The following is a 17,622-nucleotide window of genomic DNA, read 5'->3' as shown; positions in this document are numbered from 1 at the left end:
CTCCGGAGAGGAACCCCACGTGTCCAGCAACACCGAGCGTTCGCTCGTGCTCGTCAAGCCTGACGCCGTCCGCCGCGGACTGCTCGGCGAGATTCTGTCGCGTTTCGAGCGTAAGGGCCTGGTCGTCGAGGCGCTGGAGTTGCGCACGATGGATGCCGAGCTCGCCGACCAGCACTATGCCGAGCACGTCGAGAAGGCGTTCTACCCGCCGCTCAAGGAGTTCATGACCAGCGGCCCGCTCGCCGCCCTGGTGCTCTCCGGCGACGAGGTGATCGACGTGGTCCGCGCGATGATCGGCGCCACCGACGGGCGTAAGGCGGCGGCCGGCACGATCCGCGGTGACCTGTCGTTGTCGAACCGGGAGAACCTGGTGCACGCCTCCGACTCGGTGGACAGCGCCAAGCGTGAGCTGGCCCTCTGGTTCCCGAACCTCTAGGACAAGAGCCCAACCCCTAAAAGCGGGGAAGTTCAGGGTACGGCCACCTCGGGGCCACATGGGATCGATAGGCATCAGAGCATGACTTCGATCTCGCGAAGGAATCTGTTGCGCGCCGGGGTGGCCGGCGGTGTGGCCGGGGCGCTGTTCGAGGCCCCGGCGTTCTCGAGTGCCGGTAGCCGGCCGGTGATCACTCACGGCGTGCAGAGCGGTGACGCCACCGCGCATGCGGCGGTGGTGTGGACCCGGGCCGACCGGCCCGGCCGGCTCTGGGTGCAGGCCAGCCGCCGTCCCGACTTCCGGGGTTCGCGGGTGATCCGCGGCCCGCTGGTCACCCCGGACACCGATTTCACCGGCAAGGTGTTGCTGCGCGGGCTGCCGTCCGGGGAGAAGGTCTACTACCGGGCCAAGGTGGAGAGCGCGGATCGGCCGGGACTTTTCAGTCTTCCGGTGGACGGCACGTTCCGGACCGCGCCGACGCATCGCGGTGACGTCCGGTTCGTCTGGACCGGTGACGTGGTCGGTCAGGGCTGGGGTATCGACCCGAACTACGGCGGGCTCAAGCTGTTCGAGTCGGCCCGCCTGCGCCGGCCGGACTTCCTGCTGCACAGCGGGGACACCGTCTATGCCGACGGGCCGCTGGCGGAGACGGTCACGCTGCCGGACGGGCGGATCTGGCGGAACCGGTTGACCGACGCCAAGCTGAAGGTCGCCGAGTCCCTCGACGAGTACCGCGGGCAGTACGCGTACAACCTGCTCGACGACGCGTACAAGCGGTTCACGGCGGCGGTCCCGCAGATCAACCAGTGGGACGACCACGAGGTGCTGAACAACTGGTACCCGGGGGAGATCCTGGACGACGCGCGGTACACCGAGAAGCGGGTGGACGTGCTGGCCGCGCGGGCCCACCGGGCGTACCACGAGTGGGTGCCGACCCCGGTGCGTTCCGGCCCGGTCCACCGCAAGATCTCGTACGGGCCGCTGCTCGACATCTTCGTGCTGGACATGCGGACGTTCAAGGACCCGAACACCGACGACACGTACGCCGATCCGAAGCGCGGCCTGCTCGGGGCGACCCAGCGGCGCTGGCTGATCGACGGGCTCCGGAACAGCCGGGCGACCTGGAAGGTGATCGCCAACGACCTGCCGCTCGGCCTGGTCGTGCCCGATTCACCGGTCGGCCAGGAGGGCGTGGCGCAGGGCGACGCGGGTGCGCCGGAGGGTCGCGAGCTGGAGTTCGCCGAGGTGCTCCGGGCCGCGCACCGTCATGGCGTGAGCGGCATCGTGTTCCTGACCGCGGACGTGCACTACACCGCGGCCCACCACTACGACCCGAAGCGGGCGGCCGTGCAGGACTTCACGCCGTTCTGGGAGTTCGTCTCCGGGCCGGCCCACGCGGGCGGGTTCGGGCCGAACGCCCTGGACGGCACGTTCGGGCCGGAGGCGGTCTTCGTGCACGCGCCGCCGGTGGCCAACGCCTCGCCGGCCGAGGGCTACCAGCACTTCGGCGAGGTGGAGATCGACGGGCATTCGGGCGCGCTGACCGTTCACCTGCGTGATCGGGACGGGGTGGCGCTCTGGTCGACCACGTTGCGGCCCGGTCACTGAGGGAGCGGTTCTCCCGCCGTACGGGAAAATGGTCTTGATCTTGATGGGTCCGAGGTAATGCGGGTGAGGGATTCCCGGGGTGGCCGGTATCGTTGTCGGAACGCGGGCAACGAACCGGCCATCACCGGGGAGCCACCGGAAGAACGAGCCTTTCGGCTTCAGTAGAACCGGGCGATACGGCACGCGCGTCAGCCGGGAATGAGCGGGCCTCCCCGAGAGGGAGAGGTCAAGCGAGGTGGTACCGCGGGCGAGAGCTCGTCCTCGCAGTCATGTGGATGACTGTTTCGAGGAGCACGATGTATCCGAAGCACACCGACGCGACGGGCGTTCCGGCCTCTCCGGATCTGCCCGCGGTCGAGCGCGAGGTCCTCGCCTACTGGGCGAGCGACAACACGTTCGAGGCCTCGGTCCAGGCACGACCGGCCGGGGACAACGGCGGCAATGAATACGTCTTCTACGACGGCCCGCCGTTCGCCAATGGTCTTCCGCACTACGGGCACCTCTTCACCGGCTATGTGAAGGACGTCGTCCCGCGCTATCGGACGATGCGCGGAAAGCGTGTCGAGCGCCGATTCGGCTGGGACACGCACGGTATGCCGGCCGAGGTCGAGGCCGAGAAGCAGCTCGGCATCACCACCAAGGCGCAGATCCTCGAACTCGGCATCGAGGCCTTCAACGAGGCCTGCCGGACGAACGTGCTCGCCTACACCAGCGAATGGCAGAAGTACGTGACCCGGCAGGCCCGCTGGGTGGATTTCTCGAACGACTACAAGACGCTCGATCCCGATTACATGGAATCGGTCATGTGGGCGTTCAAGACCCTTTTCGACAAGGGCCTGGTGTACGAGGGTTTCCGCGTCCTCGCCTACTGCTACCGCTGTGAGACGCCGCTGTCGAACACCGAGACGCGGATGGACGACGTCTACCGCGACCGGACCGACCCCGCGCTGACGGTGAAGTTCCGGCTGGACACCGGCGAGGACATCGCGGTCTGGACGACCACACCGTGGACCCTGCCGTCCAACCTGGCGCTCGCGGTCGGACCGGACATCGAGTACGCCGTTTTCTCCGACCAGGACGGGCAGAAGCTCATCCTCGGTGCCGGGCGTGCGAGCGCCTACGCCAAGGAGCTCGAAGGATACGAGCGGGTCGGAACCGTGAGCGGCCGCGAGCTGGTCGGTCGCCGCTACACCCCGCTCTTCGACTACCTGCGCGAGCCCGCCGGGGAGAACGCGTTCCAGGTGCTCGGCGCCGAGTTCGTGACCACCGAGGACGGTACGGGCGTCGTGCACATGGCCCCCGCCTTCGGTGAGGACGACCAGAACGCCTGCAACGCGGCCGGCATCCCGACCGTGGTCACCGTGGACGAGCGGACCCGGTTCACCTCGCTGGTCCCGGACCTGCAGGGTGTGCAGGTCTTCGACGCCAACAAGCCGGTGATCGCCCGCCTCAAGGAGCGCGGCGTGGTGGTCCGGCACGACGGGTACACGCACTCGTACCCGCACTGCTGGCGCTGTGACACCCCGCTCGTCTACAAGGCGGTCTCGTCCTGGTTCGTCGCGGTGACCAGGTTCCGGGACCGGATGGTCGAGCTGAACCAGGAGATCACCTGGACGCCGGCGCACATCAAGGACGGCTCGTTCGGCAAGTGGCTGTCGAACGCCCGGGACTGGTCGATCTCCCGGAACCGGTTCTGGGGTTCGCCGATCCCGGTGTGGAAGTCGGACGACCCGGCCTATCCGCGGGTGGACGTCTACGGGTCCTACGAGGAGTTGGAGCGCGACTTCGGCGTCTCGGTGAAGGACCTGCACCGGCCGTACGTCGACGAGCTGACCCGGCCCAACCCGGACGACCCGACCGGGCGGTCCACCATGCGCCGGGTGCCGGAGGTGCTGGACTGCTGGTTCGAGTCCGGGTCGATGCCGTTCGCGCAGGTGCACTACCCGTTCGAGAACAAGGACTGGTTCGAGCACCACTACCCGGGTGACTTCATCGTGGAGTACATCGGGCAGACGCGCGGCTGGTTCTACACCATGCACGTGCTGGCGACCGCGTTGTTCGACCGCCCGGCGTTCCGCAACTGCCTGAGCCACGGCATCCTGCTCGGCGAGGACGGTCGCAAGATGTCGAAGTCCTTGCGCAATTATCCCGATGTGTACGGCGTTTTCGACTCCTACGGGTCGGACGCGATGCGCTGGATGCTGATGTCGTCGCCCGTGCTGCGGGGTGGGGACATGCCGGTCACCGCGACGGCGATCCGGGACTCGGTCCGCCAGGTCCTGCTCCCGTTGTGGAACGTCTGGTACTTCTTCAGCCTTTACGCCAACGCCGCCCACCATGCCGCGACATTCCGGACGACGAGTACGCACCTGCTCGACCGTTACATCCTCGCCAAGACCAGGGAGCTGGTCGAGGGCGTGGAGCGCCAGATGGATGAATACGACATCTCCGGCGCTTCGGGAAGTATCCGGAACTACCTCGACGCCCTGACCAACTGGTACGTCCGCCGCTCCCGCGACCGCTTCTGGGACGGCGACCCGGACGCGTTCGACACCCTGGCCACGGTCCTGGAGACCCTGTGCCGGGTGGTCGCCCCGCTGGCCCCGCTCACCGCCGAGGAGATCTGGCGCGGCCTGACCGGCGACCGGTCGGTGCACCTGACCGACTGGCCGGACGCGAGCGCGTTCCCGGCCGACCGCGACCTGGTCGCCTCGATGGACGCGATCCGCGACGTGGCCTCGGCCGCCCTGTCGCTGCGCAAGGCCAAGGCGCTGCGGGTCCGGCTCCCGCTGGCCCGGCTGACCGTCGCCCGGCCCGACAGCCGGGCCCTGACCGGGCTCGGCGACCTGCTCAAGGACGAGGTCAACGTCAAGGACGTGGTCTTCACCGACGACGTCGCCGCCTACTGCGAGCAGGTGCTCACGGTGGTGCCGCGGGTGCTCGGCCCGCGCGTCGGCAAGCAGGTCCAGCCGGTCATCAAGGCCGTCAAATCGGGTGACTGGGAGCTGGTCGACGGCTCGCCGGTCGCGGCCGGGGTCACCCTGGCCGAGGGGGAGTACGAGCTGAAGCTGGTCGCCGCCGACGCCGACAACTCGGCCCCGCTGCCGGCCGGTGGTGGCGTGGTCGTGCTGGACACCGCGGTCACCCCCGAGCTGGCCGCCGAGGGCCTGGCCCGGGACGTGATCCGGGTCGTGCAGCAGGCCCGGCGGGACGCCGACCTGGACGTCTCGGACCGGATCGCGCTCATCGTCGGCGCGTCGGCGGCGGTCGAGGCCGCGGTCGAGGCGCACCGGCCGTTCGTCACCGGTGAGACGTTGGCCACTTCCCTGGTCTTCGCTCCGGTGGACGGTTTCGCCGGCGAGGTGGGCGACGGGGAACAGATCACCGTTACCGTCACCCCCGTGTGAGATAACCGACTGGCCCGGATGTTCGCCTGACGCGGCGAATGTCCGGGCCGTGGGCAAGATCAATAGTCCATGGCGGGCCCGCGTCCGATAACCTCTCCTCACCCCACAACTTTGTTTTTTGCACTGGTCATCGGAGGACGAGTTGCCGCTGCTCTACTCGATCGGCAAACTCACCGTCGGCAACGCGCTGATGGTGGGCTGGAAGCCGCGCGTCGAGGGCCTCGAGCACGTGCCGAAGACCGGTGGCGCGATCTTCGCCGGTAACCACCTCTCGGTTGCCGACGAGCTGTTCCTCGGCGCCGCCGTGCCACGCCACCTGGCCTTTTGGGCCAAGTCGGACTACTTCGTGGGCAAAGGTGTGAAGGGTTTCTTCTCGCGGAAGCTGATGGAGGGTCTGGGCGCGATCCGGGTCGAGCGCGCCGGTGGCCGGGCCGCGCTCACCGCGTTCGACGCCGCGATCCCCGCGCTCAAGGGCGGCGACCTGGTCGCCGTCTACCCCGAGGGCACCCGCTCGCCGGACGGCAAGCTCTACCGCGGGCGCACCGGCGTGGCCCGCCTGGCCACCGCCGCCGGGGTGCCGATCATCCCGGTCGGCATGATCGGCACCGAGGACGTGCAGCCGATCGGCCAGGTCTACCCGAAGCTGATGCGCGGCCACGTCACGGTCAAGTTCGGCAAGCCGATCGAGACCGTCGGGCGCTCCGACGACCGGACGTCGCTGCGCGAGCTCACCGACCAGGTGATGGCCGAGATCCAGAAACTGACCGGCCAGGAGTACGTGTCCCGCTACGCCCCGCCCAAGCGCGAGGACTGAGCGTCACACGGCCTCGCGCGGCCTCAGGCGCCGAACTTCGGGGTGAGCACCTCCCCGCGCAGGGCGGCGACCAGCTCGGCGCTCTCCGACACCGAGCGCCGGGTCAGCAGCACAGTGGCCATGCTGCCGTGATCGGCCCACGTGCAGATCACCGTCGAGGTCCCGTTCACGCGACCGGCGCCACAACTCTCGAACGCGCCGGACTCGCCCAGATCGAAGTCCTGGACGTCGCTCAGCTTCACGTCGCCGGAGATCCGGGCCAGCTGCCCGTTCACGTCCGACTGCGGGGTGAAACGCCAGCCGGTGACGCCGTAGAGGGTGACCCGCTTGCCGCCCGAGTCGCCGTAGACACCGGCGAACGCCTGCCCCTCGGAACCGGCCGCGGCCAGTTGATCGGCCAGCCGGTCGACCGCCTTCGAACTGGCGTCGTCGACGCGTAGCCGCAGGTCACCGACGCGGTCGGGCAGCTCGGCGGTGACCGGGAACTGACCCAGGGCGGGCCATTGGTCGTACGCGTAAGGGGCTCCGAACCAGGCCGCGACCAGGACCGCGATGATCAGCAGGAGGCGCCGGAGGCGGCGGTGCCGTCGTCGCGGGCGCGGTGCCTTCCCGGCCCAGGGTGGCCGATTCGCCTCCGGCGGACGGATCGTTTCCGGCCGCTTGACCGGCGGCCGGGGCTGCACCGGGATCCGATCGGCCGCGGGGGCGGCGGCCGGCTTGCGGAACCAGCCGCGCGATGGCGCCTGCTCCTTGGGAACAGGGGCCTTCGGAGGTACGGCGGTAGCCGCGCCCGCCTTGGCGTTGCGCGCCTGGGCGACCTCGGCCGCCTTCACGCCCAGGTCGTCGAGGAGCGCCCGCACCTTGGCCGGGAAGTCCACTTTTTCCGGCGCCGCTCTTTCCGCCGCCGGGCCGGTGCCCTGTCCCGCGGTCGGCGCGTCGAGCCTGGTCGGTGGGGTGTGTGCGGCCGGGGCGTCGAGCCTGGTCGGTGGCGTGTGCGCGGTCGGCGCGTCGATCCGGGTCGGCGGCGTGTGCGCGGCCGGCCCCAGGTGTTCCGTGGTCCAGACCGGAGTGTCCTGCCCGGCCCACGGGTCCACCGCCGGCATCGTCGCCCAGTACTCCTCCGGGTCGGGCTCCGGCGGCTCCCCGTTCACCCGGTCGACGAGCCGCCCCCACAGCGATCTCCTGGGCGCGACCTCCGGAACCGCGGCTGCCCCGCTCCACCTCGGCGGCGGCAGCACACCGGTCGGCGGCTCCGTCGGCAGCACGCCGGTGGGCGGCTCGTCGGAGAAGCCGGACACGCGGGTCGGGCCGGGCATTCCGGTGGCCGGGGTGTGATCTCCCGGCTCCGCGTCAGCCATGGTTGTCGATCTCCTTCTCCCGGGTGGCGGTGGGCGTCCTCACCCAGGTTAGGCACGGTGTGCCAAGGGGACGGCCGAGCAGATTCCGGCCACCGGACACGAATGGCGGACAACGGGGGCGATGTGCGAAACGCTCCGGAGTCGTATGGTTACCCGGACTTCACATCCGGTGACCCGGGTGACACCTCTCACCACCCCTGGGGAGGGCTTGGCCCGCATGAGAACCACGCAGAGAAACGCCGTCACGTCGTCCGGCCGTGAGTCCGGGCAGCCGATGCTCTTCGCGCACGGCTACGGGTGCGATCAGAACATGTGGCGGCTGGTCACGCCGGCGTTCGCGGACACGCACCGGCTGGTGCTCTTCGACCATGTGGGCAACGGCAAGTCGGACCTGACGGCGTATGACGACGCCAAATACGCCACGCTCGACGGCTACGCCACCGACATCCTGGAGATCGTCGAGGAGCACGACCTGCGTGACGTGCTGTTCGTCGGCCACTCGGTCAGCGCGATGATCGGCCTGCTGGCCGCGGTCCGGCAGCCCGAGCGCTTCGCCGGTGTGGTGATGATCGGCCCGTCGCCGCGCTACATCAACGACGAGGCGGACGGTTACGTCGGCGGTTTCGGCCGGCCCGACATCGAGCAGATGCTGGTCTCGCTGGACAGCAACTACCTCGGCTGGTCGAGCGCGATGGCCCCGGTCATCATGGGCAACGCGGACCGCCCGGAGCTGGGCGAGGAGCTGACGAACTCGTTCTGCCGGACCGACCCGGCGATCGCCAAGAAGTTCGCCCGGGTCACGTTCCTCTCCGACAACCGTGCCGACCTGCCCCGGATGCGTGTGCCCTCGCTGGTCCTGCAGTGCTCGGACGACGTCATCGCGCCCACGGTGGTCGGTGAGTACGTCCACAAGAACACGCCGCAGAGCACTTTCACGGCCCTGAACGCGACCGGCCACTGTCCGAATCTGAGCGCTCCGGAAGAGACGGTTGACGCGATCAAGTCCTGGTTGTAGACAGCGGGCATGATCGGCGGAGCAGAGGCGTGAGTGAATCTGGTGGGCCGGACGTGACGAATGAGTTGCGACTGCCCTGGGACGACGATCCCGAGGACCTGTACGAGCATGCACCCTGCGGATATTTGACGACGCTCCCGGACGGCACGGTCGTCCGGGTCAATCAGACGTTCCTGGACTGGACCGGGTGGGACCGGGCGGTCCTGGTCGGTCACCGACGGTTCCGTGACCTGCTCACCCCTGGTTGCCAGATCTACCACGAGACCCACTACGCGCCGTTGCTGGCGATGCAGGGCGAGGTGCACGAGATCGCTCTCGACGTGGTCTGCGCGGACGGGGCGCGGATTCCCGTACTGGTCAATTCGGTGTTGGAACGAGGAGCCGGCGGGGCACCGCGGGTGATCCGCACGATGGTCTTCAACGCCACCGAGCGGCGCAGCTACGAGAACGAGCTGCTGCTGGCCCGGCAGGTCGCGGAGGCCTCGGACAAGCGGGTCCGGGTGCTGCAGCAGATAGTGGCCGACCTGTCCGCCGCGCCGACCGAGGCCGAGGTGGCCGAGGCCGTGGTGCGGGCGCCCGAGCCGGCCTTCCGGGCCACCAGCAGCAGCATCTACCTGGTCGACGTCGAGCGGGACCAGCTGGTCGCGGTGGCCTCGACCGACCCGACCACCGGCAACTGGGACGACATGCCCCGCTCCTCGGAGCGGGCGGTGGCCGAGGTCGCCCGCCGCGGCGACCTGCACGTGGTGCACACCCTGGCCGAGGCCGCCGAGCACTTCCCGGACCTGGCCCGGACCATGACCAGTTCCGGCCGCAAGACCGTGGTGCTGCTGCCGCTGACCACCGGGCCCTCCGACGAGCAGGCCGGGGTGACCGTGCTCGGCGTGCTGGCCTTCAGCTTCGCCGAGGAGCGCGAGCTGACCGACGGCGAGCTGCGGGTGATCCGGCTGCTCGGGCAGCAGGCCGGGCAGGCGCTGGACCGGGCCCGGCTCTACGACGACGCCCGCCGCCGCGAGGAGCGGGCGGCCTTCCTGGCCGGCACCACCCGGGCGCTGGACGAGGAGCACCGGCTGCTGCAGCGCAGCCGCCGCCTGGTCGAACGGGTGGTGCCGGAGATCGCCGACTGGGCGACCGTCCGCCTGCACGTCGGCTCGGCCGGTCTGCGCGAGGACGCCGGCGGCGCGGCCCCGGACGAGGCGCTGCTGGCCGAGCGGATCACCGAGGCGACCCGCTCGGTGATGCCGATCTTCGTCACCGAAGGTGATCGGCTGGGCTGCACGGTCCTGCCGATCACGGCGCGTGGTCACGTACTGGGCACCCTCTCGCTGCGAATGGCCGCCGACCGGCGCGGCGCCGAGGCCGAGCAGGCGTTCCTGGTCGACCTGGCCGACCGGGCCGGGCTGGCCCTGGAGAATGCCCGCCTCTACGAGCAGGAGCGCGCCATCGCCCGGTCCCTGCAGCGCAGCCTGCTCGCCACCGACGTGCCCTCGGGCGACCCGCGGTTCTCGGTGGAGACCCACTACCAGGCCGCCGGGCAGGACCTGGAGGTCGGCGGCGACTGGTTCGACGCCTTCCTGATCACCCCGAACAAGCTGGCCGTGGTGGTCGGCGACGTGGTCGGCCGGGGCCTGGAGGCGGCCAGCACGATGGGCCAGCTGCGCAGCGCGATCCGGGCCCTGGCCAACGCCGCCAACGGGCCGGCCCGGCTGCTGGAGGGCCTGGACGGGTTCTGCCAGCGGGTCGAGTCGGCGCGGATGGCCACGGTCGTCTACGCCGAGGTCGACCTGGACGCGTGCGAGCTGGTCTACGCGTGCGCCGGGCACCTGCCGCCGCTGCTGCACCAGCCCGCCGGCTCGGCCGAGTTCCTGCTCCAGGCCCGGTCCGGCCCGATCGGCACGCGGGCCGGTGACCGCCGCCGCACCGAGCACCGGATGCGCCTGACCCCGGGCAGCCGCCTGCTGCTCTACACCGACGGGCTGGTCGAGCGCCGGGACCGGCCCATCGACCGCGGCTTCGAGGTGCTCAACCGGGAGTTCAGCCGGCTGCGCGGGGCCCCGCTCAAGGGCCTGACCGCGGGACTGGCCGACACCATGGTCGGGCGCGAGCACGGCGACGACGTCTGCCTACTCTGCCTGACCCTGGGCGCCGAGGAGCGGCTGGAACGCACCCTCGGGGCCGACCCGCTGCAGATCGCCCTGCTCCGCTCGGACATGCGGGCCTGGCTGATCGCGCACGGGGTGGACGAGGAGTGCATGGACGCGGTCCTGCTGGGCTGCTCCGAGGCGGTGGCGAACGCGATCGAGCACGCCTACCGGGACGACCCGTTCGGCGTGGTGGACGTGTCCGCCACGATCACCGACGACGCCGTGGAGATCCGGGTCACCGACCACGGCACCTGGCGCGGCCCGGGGCAGTCCCGCGGCCGTGGCCTGCAGCTGATCGAGGAAGCCATGGACGAGGTGCTGGTGGACCGGGGCGACGGGACCACGGTGACGATGCGCCGGCACCGAGGAGAGGCCCGAGGATGACGGATCAGTGGGTGACTTTCTCACGGCGTGGGGTGGCCGAGACCGTACATCTCAAGGGTGAGATCGATCTGGCCAACGCGCACGACATCGGGCGCGCGATCGTGGCCCGGACGACGCTCGCCGATGCCGTGCTGATCGACCTGACCGCCGTCTCGTTCCTGGACAGCGCCGGGGTCCGGCTGCTCGACCTGATCGTCGGCGAGCTGGACGAGCGCGGCAAGCCGATCCGGCTGGTGGTCGGCGAACGCGGCGCGGCCCGGATGACGCTGCAGCTCTGTGCGTTCCGGAACGACCTGTTCGCCGTCGACCTGGATCGGGCCGCAGCCGAACTGAGCGATTAGCCACTCGCGTACCCTGGACACCCATGAGCGTGAGTTCCGTCTTCCCGCAGCTCGAGCAGCTGCTGCCCCGGGTCAGCAAACCGATCCAGTACGTGGGCGGCGAGCTCGGCGCCGTCGTCAAGGACTGGGACGCCACGACCGTCCGCTGGGCGCTGATGTACCCCGACGCGTACGAGGTCGGCCTGCCCAACCAGGGCGTGCAGATCCTCTACGAGGTGCTCAACGAGCAGCCGGACGTGCTGGCCGAGCGGACCTATTCGGTCTGGCCGGATCTTGAGGCGCTGATGAAGGAACATGGCGTCCCGCAGTTCACGGTCGACGCGCACCGCCCGGTCAAGGCGTTCGACGTCCTCGGGCTGTCGTTCGCCACCGAGCTCGGCTACACGAACATGTTCAGCGCGCTCGACCTGGCCGGGATCCCGCTGGAGAGCCGGGACCGCACGATCGACGACCCGATCGTGCTGGCCGGCGGCCACGCCAGCTTCAACCCGGAGCCGATCGCCGACTTCATCGACGCCGCCGTGCTCGGCGACGGCGAGGAGGCGGTCCTGGAGATCACCGGGATCATCCGGGACTGGAAGGCCGAGGGCCGCCCGGGCGGGCGCGACGAGCTGCTGCTGCGCCTGGCCCGCACGGAGAGCATCTACGTGCCGCGGTTCTACGACGTCGACTACCTGCCGGACGGGCGCATCCAGCGCGTCGTGCCGAACCGGCCGGACGTCCCGTTCCGGGTCGCCAAGCGCACCACGATGGACCTCGACGCGTGGCCGTACCCGAAGAAGCCCCTGGTCCCGCTGGCCGAGACGGTCCACGAGCGGTATGCGGTGGAGATCTTCCGCGGCTGCACCCGGGGCTGCCGGTTCTGCCAGGCCGGCATGATCACCCGCCCGGTGCGGGAGCGGTCGATCACCACGGTCGGCCAGATGGTCAAGGAGGGGCTGGAGTTCTCCGGCTACAGCGAGGTCGGTCTGCTCTCGCTCTCCAGCGCCGACCACTCGGAGATCGGCGACATGTGCTCGGGCCTGGCCCAGCAGTACGCGGACAGCAACGTCTCGCTGTCGCTGCCCTCCACCCGGGTCGACGCGTTCAACATCGACCTGGCCCAGGAGCTGTCCCGCAACGGGCGGCGCACCGGCCTCACCTTCGCCCCCGAGGGCGGCTCGGAGCGGATCCGCAAGGTCATCAACAAGATGGTGACCAAGGAGGACCTGATCCGGACCGTCGTCACGGCGTACTCGAACGGCTGGCGGCAGGTGAAGCTGTACTTCATGTGCGGCTTGCCCAGCGAGACCGACGAGGACGTGCTGGAGATCGCCGACATGGCGCACGAGGTGATCCGGGCCGGCCGCGAGGCCGCCGGCACCAAGGACATCCGCTGCACGGTCTCGATCGGCGGGTTCGTGCCCAAGCCGCACACCCCGTTCCAGTGGGCGAAGATGGACACGCCCGAGGTCATCGACGGCCGGCTCCGGATGCTCAAGCAGGCGATCAACAGTGACCGCTCGCTGGGCCGGGCCATCGGTTTCCGCTACCACGACGGCGAGCCGTCGCTGATCGAGGGCCTGCTGTCCCGCGGTGACCGCCGGGTCGGCCAGGTCATCCGCCGGGTCTGGGAGAAGGGCGGCCGGTTCGACGGCTGGTCCGAGCACTTCTCGTACGCCCGCTGGGTCGAGTCCTGCGCCGAGGTGCTTCCCGATCTCGGTGTCGACCTGGACTGGTACACCACTCGCGAGCGCGAGGAGGCCGAGGTCCTGCCCTGGGACCACCTGGACTCCGGCCTCGACAAGGACTGGCTCTGGCAGGACTGGCAGGACTCGATGTCCGAGTTCGAGCAGGACGACTGCCGCTGGACCCCGTGCTTCGACTGCGGCGTGTGCCCGTCGATGGACACCGAGATCCAGATCGGTCCGACCGGTAAGAAGCTGCTTCCCCTGACCCCGGTGAACGGCCTGCGGGTCCCCGTTTAGGAGTGCGACGATTCCCCCCAAGAACCAGCCCGTGGGCGGTCAGGCCCCGGTCGTGCAGCGGATCCGCCTTCGATATGCGAAGCGCGGACCGCTGCGCTTCACCTCCCACCGGGACTTCGCCCGCGCCTTCGAGCGTGCGCTGAGGCGTGCCGGCGTCCCGATCGCTTTCTCTCAGGGCTTCACCCCACACCCCAAGATTTCGTACGCGAGTGCCGCCCCGACCGGTGTCGGCAGCGAGGCGGAGTACCTGGAGATCGGGCTGCAGGCCGAGACCGACCCCGAGCAGCTGCGGGTGGCGCTGGACGCCGCCCTCTCCCCGGGCCTGGACGTGCTGGAGGCGGTCCGGGCCGGCGCGGGCAGTCTGGCCGACCGGATCGACGCCTCGCTCTGGCGCCTGGAACTGTTCGAGGTGAATCCGGCCACTGCCGAGGAGGCGGTCGCCGCCTTCCTCTCGGCCGACGAGGTGCTGGTCGAACGCATGACCAAGCAGGGCCGGCGCACGTTCGACGCGCGCGCGGCCGTGGTTCGGTGCATGGTGGTGTCAGAGCCGGACCTACCTTCCGGGGCCGGTGGAGTACCGTGTGCGATAATCGACCTTGTCGTACGGCAGGTAACGCCCGCCGTGCGGCCCGATGATGTCCTTTCCGGCCTGCGCGTGGTGGCCGGCCTGGAGCCGCCGGTCCCTGCAAGGGTGACCCGGCTGGCCCAGGGCACACTCACCGCGCAGGGGGAGATCGTCGATCCGTTGGAGGCGGATCGCGAGGGCGTCGGCATCGGCGGACACTGACCGGAATCCGGTCGGGGTCCATTGGCAGACTTCGGCAGCCCGTCCGGCTCGGACGGGCCCGAAATACTTGCAGCGACCCTGCGTGGCAGCGCTCACCCGCGCCCGGGGTCGCCAGAACTGGAGAGCGCCCATGCTCGATAACGAGCCCCCAGCCAATCTGGGAGAACAGGGCGGTGAACGGGACGGTGCAGTTCCGCCGCCCACGGAAACCGCCACCACTCCGGCCCGCCGGACCAGGACGACACGTCGCAAGGCCGCGGCGCCTCCGGCCGAGGAGACCGCGACCCCTGCGGACGTCTCGGCCGAGGTGCCCGCCGAGGTCGCCGAAACACCGGCGCCCGTGAAAAAGGCCACGCGCAGCCGGCGCAAGGCGGCTGCTCCGGCCGTCTCCGCCGACGAGCCGGTCGCCGAGGTCCCCGAGGTCGCGGCGGCTGAGCCCGCCGAGGCCCCGGCACCGGTGAAGAAGGCCACCCGCAGCCGCCGCAAGGCAGCCGCGCCGGCCGCTGAGCCGCCCGCCGAGCAACTGGAGATCCCCCAGCCGGAGCCCGCTCCGGTCGCGGCCGAGCCCACGCCCGTCGTGGTCGAGGTCGTGCCGGTGGAGGAGCCCGCGGAGGAGGAAGAGGAGGCCGCCGTGGAGGCGGTCGCCGCGACTCCGGCCGTGCCGGTGGTCGGGGTTCTCCCGCTCGACGACGACTTCGTCGAGGAGAAGCCGGCCTCCCGGTCCCGGACCCGCCGGGCCGCACTGCCCCCGGCTGTCCTGTTCATGCCGCCGGAGGCGACCGAGGCCGAGCCGGCCCCGGTGAGCCGCCGGCGTCGCCCGGTCACCGACCCGCTGGCCCAGCCGGTGGCGCCGGAACCGGTCGAGGCCGTTCCGGCCGCCGAGACCGCGGCGACCACCGAGGCGGCTCCGGCCGCCGAGGTCGCCGACGAGCCCGTCGAGGGCACCCGTCGCAGCCGTCGCCGTCGCCGGGGCGCCGCCGAGGAGCAGCCGGCCGAGCCGGTCGTCGCCGAGGCCGAGTCGCCGGTGCTGGACGAGGTGGACGAGGGCGCCGACGACGTCGAGGACGGCGCCGACGACGACTCCGAGGACGACGAGGCCGGTGGCCGCCGTCGTCGCCGCCGTGGCCGTCGTGGCCGCGGGCGGGGCAAGGGCCCGTCCGACGAGTCCGACGACCCCGACGCCGTCGCCGACGAGGAGGGGGACGCCGAGGCGTCCGCCGACGAGGAGGGCGACGCCGAGGACGAGGAGTCCGAGGAGGGCGAGGGCGGGGTCACCCGCCGTCGCCGTCGCCGCCGCCGCAAGGGCTCGGGCGGGGACGCCGAGACCGGTGGCATCGAGGACGGTGTGCACACCGTCGTCCGGGTCCGCGAGCCGCGCCGCACCGACGAGGTGCAGGGCGTCTCCGGTTCGACCCGGCTCGAGGCCAAGCGTCAGCGCCGCCGGGACGGGCGCGAGCAGCGCCGGACCCGCCCGCCGATCCTGAGCGAGTCCGAGTTCCTGGCCCGCCGCGAGGCGGTCGACCGGGTCATGGTCGTCCGGCAGAAGGCCGACCGCACCCAGATCGCGGTCCTGGAGGACGGTGTTCTGGTCGAGCACTACGTCGCCCGGGCCACCTCCGGCACCATGGTCGGCAACGTGTACCTGGGCAAGGTGCAGAACGTGCTGCCGAGCATGGAGGCCGCGTTCGTCGACGTCGGGCGGGGCCGCAACGCCGTGCTCTACGCCGGTGAGGTCAACTGGGACGCCACCGGGCTGGAGGGCCGGGCTCGCTCGATCGAGCAGGCGCTGCGCTCCGGTGACGCGGTGCTGGTGCAGGTGACCAAGGACCCGATCGGGCACAAGGGCGCGCGGCTGACCAGCCACATCGCGCTCTCCGGCCGGCACCTGGTCTACGTGCCGAACGGCAACGCCTCCGGGATCAGCCGCAAGCTGCCGGACAACGAGCGCAAGCGTCTCCGGGACATCCTGAAGAAGCTGGTGCCGGACGGCGCGGGCGTGATCGTGCGCACCGCGGCCGAGGGCGCCAGCGAGGACGAGCTGGCCCGCGACGTCAAGCGTCTGCAGGCCCAGTGGGAGGACATCCAGGCGAGGGCGGCCGAGGGCAACGCTCCGCGCGCCCTCTCCGAGGAGCCCGACCTGGTCATCCGGGTCGTCCGGGACCTGTTCAACGAGGACTTCCGCGAGCTGATCGTCCAGGGCGAGCAGGCGTACGGCGAGGTGGAGGGCTACCTCCACTCGGTCTCGCCCGACCTGGTCGAGCGGCTGCACCGGCACACCGGGGTGGGCGACGTCTTCGCCGAGCACCGGATCGACGAGCAGATCCTCAAGGGCCTGGACCGCAAGGTCTTCCTTCCGTCCGGCGGTCACCTGGTGATCGACCGGACCGAGGCGATGACCGTGGTCGACGTCAACACCGGTAAGTACACCGGCGCGGGCGGCAACCTGGAGGAGACGGTCACCCGTAACAACCTGGAGGCGGCCGAGGAGATCGTGCGTCAGCTGCGGCTGCGCGACCTCGGCGGCATCGTGGTGATCGACTTCATCGACATGGTGCTGGAGAGCAACCGCGAGCTGGTGCTGCGGCGGCTGACCGAGTGCCTGGGCCGGGACCGGACCAAGCACCAGGTCACCGAGATCACCTCGCTCGGCCTGGTGCAGATGACCCGGAAGCGGATCGGCGCCGGCCTGCTGGAGGCGTTCAGCGAGACCTGTGACCACTGCAAGGGCCGCGGGGTGATCATCCACCACGAGCCGGTGCCGGAGAAGCGGTCGAACGGCAACGGCAGCAGCGCCGGCAACACCGGCGCGGGCGCGGTGACCCAGGTCAAGGCGGTCGCGGCGGCCGTGCGGACCGAGGCTCCGCCGGTCCAGGCGGCTCCGACGAGCAGCCGGTCGCGCCGGCGCCGGGGTGGGGACGCCCCGGTCGTCGAGCAGCCGGTCGAGGTCGAGGTCGAGGTGATCGAGGCGCCGGTCGAGCCGGTCGCCGTGATCGAGCCGGTCGACGCCGGTCCGGCGGTGGAGGTGGCCGAGGTTCCGGTCGCCGAGCCGCAGGCGCCGGTCACCGGTTCCGGCGTGATCCGGTCCGGGATCGTCCGGGCCGCGCCGACGGCGCTGACCAAGGCGGACGCCGACGACGACTACGACATCAGCGGTTACGACCTCTCCCGCTACGAGGCCCCCGAGGTCAACGGGGCGGAGTACGAGGGCGACACCGAGCCGCTGCGGCTGACCGGGGCCGACGACCCGGACGCGGCCGACGAGGACGAGGACGACGACGCGGTGGGGGCCGGAGCCGGCCGTCGCCGGTCGCGCCGCAGTGGGGCTCGCCGCCGCACCCGTCCGTGAGCTGAGGAAACCCGC

11 protein-coding genes are annotated in these 17,622 nt (G+C 70.8%); 10 read left to right on the top strand and 1 reads right to left on the bottom strand.

The annotated features are described in order from the left end of the window. Positions 1-19: 19 nt before the first annotated feature. From ndk to ACSHV8_RS34635, 4 genes are all read left to right on the top strand, one after another. Positions 20-436, top strand: a complete 417-nt coding sequence (ndk, locus tag ACSHV8_RS34650) for a nucleoside-diphosphate kinase (protein ID WP_436522761.1) — start codon at positions 20-22, stop codon at positions 434-436. Between the two features lie 81 nt (positions 437-517). Then, positions 518-2,044, top strand: coding sequence for an alkaline phosphatase D family protein (locus ACSHV8_RS34645; protein WP_436522759.1), 1,527 nt, complete (start codon positions 518-520; stop codon positions 2,042-2,044). A gap of 296 nt (positions 2,045-2,340) precedes the next feature. Next, a complete protein-coding gene (gene ileS / locus ACSHV8_RS34640; protein ID WP_436522757.1) occupies positions 2,341-5,451 on the top strand; it encodes an isoleucine--tRNA ligase in 3,111 nt (1,036 codons plus the stop codon). Between the two features lie 142 nt (positions 5,452-5,593). Beyond that, positions 5,594-6,265: a lysophospholipid acyltransferase family protein gene (locus tag ACSHV8_RS34635; RefSeq protein WP_436537046.1), complete on the top strand. Its 672-nt coding sequence runs from the start codon at positions 5,594-5,596 to the stop codon at positions 6,263-6,265. Between the two features lie 23 nt (positions 6,266-6,288). Here the strand turns inward: ACSHV8_RS34635 and ACSHV8_RS34630 are convergent, their stop codons facing one another. Next, on the bottom strand, positions 6,289-7,623 hold the full coding sequence (locus ACSHV8_RS34630) for a hypothetical protein (protein ID WP_436522755.1): 1,335 nt from the start codon (positions 7,621-7,623) through the stop codon (positions 6,289-6,291). A 217-nt stretch (positions 7,624-7,840) separates the two neighbouring features. On the opposite strand from ACSHV8_RS34630, the gene ACSHV8_RS34625 reads away from it, so the two are divergent. From ACSHV8_RS34625 to ACSHV8_RS34600, 6 genes are all read left to right on the top strand, one after another. Then, positions 7,841-8,638, top strand: coding sequence for an alpha/beta fold hydrolase (locus ACSHV8_RS34625; RefSeq protein ID WP_436522753.1), 798 nt, complete (start codon positions 7,841-7,843; stop codon positions 8,636-8,638). Positions 8,639-8,667: 29 nt separating this feature from the next. Further along, a complete protein-coding gene (locus ACSHV8_RS34620) occupies positions 8,668-11,166 on the top strand; it encodes a SpoIIE family protein phosphatase (RefSeq protein ID WP_436522751.1) in 2,499 nt (832 codons plus the stop codon). An 11-nt stretch (positions 11,167-11,177) separates the two neighbouring features. After that, a complete protein-coding gene (locus ACSHV8_RS34615) occupies positions 11,178-11,507 on the top strand; it encodes an STAS domain-containing protein (protein ID WP_436522749.1) in 330 nt (109 codons plus the stop codon). Between the two features lie 23 nt (positions 11,508-11,530). Beyond that, positions 11,531-13,474: a TIGR03960 family B12-binding radical SAM protein gene (locus tag ACSHV8_RS34610; protein ID WP_436522747.1), complete on the top strand. Its 1,944-nt coding sequence runs from the start codon at positions 11,531-11,533 to the stop codon at positions 13,472-13,474. Positions 13,475-13,526: 52 nt separating this feature from the next. Beyond that, on the top strand, positions 13,527-14,261 hold the full coding sequence (locus tag ACSHV8_RS34605; protein WP_436537044.1) for a TIGR03936 family radical SAM-associated protein: 735 nt from the start codon (positions 13,527-13,529) through the stop codon (positions 14,259-14,261). A gap of 130 nt (positions 14,262-14,391) precedes the next feature. Continuing rightward, complete coding sequence (locus ACSHV8_RS34600) at positions 14,392-17,607, top strand: Rne/Rng family ribonuclease (protein ID WP_436522745.1); 3,216 nt, start codon at positions 14,392-14,394, stop codon at positions 17,605-17,607. The last annotated feature ends 15 nt before the right edge of the window (positions 17,608-17,622 follow it).

Source organism: Actinoplanes sp. HUAS TT8, assembly GCF_051380535.1.
Lineage (GTDB): Bacteria > Actinomycetota > Actinomycetes > Mycobacteriales > Micromonosporaceae > Actinoplanes.
This window is presented reverse-complemented; position numbering and strand designations above follow the sequence as displayed.

Excerpts from the sequence above, each read along its gene's own strand:
- ACSHV8_RS34645 (WP_436522759.1), top strand. The coding sequence starts at position 518 with ATGACTTCGATCTCGCGAAGGAATCTGTTGCGCGCCGGGGTGGCCGGC.
- ileS (WP_436522757.1), top strand. The coding sequence starts at position 2,341 with ATGTATCCGAAGCACACCGACGCGACGGGCGTTCCGGCCTCTCCGGAT.
- ACSHV8_RS34630 (WP_436522755.1), bottom strand. The coding sequence starts at position 7,623 with ATGGCTGACGCGGAGCCGGGAGATCACACCCCGGCCACCGGAATGCCC.
- ACSHV8_RS34625 (WP_436522753.1), top strand. The coding sequence starts at position 7,841 with ATGAGAACCACGCAGAGAAACGCCGTCACGTCGTCCGGCCGTGAGTCC.
- ACSHV8_RS34610 (WP_436522747.1), top strand. The coding sequence starts at position 11,531 with ATGAGCGTGAGTTCCGTCTTCCCGCAGCTCGAGCAGCTGCTGCCCCGG.
- ACSHV8_RS34600 (WP_436522745.1), top strand. The coding sequence starts at position 14,392 with ATGCTCGATAACGAGCCCCCAGCCAATCTGGGAGAACAGGGCGGTGAA.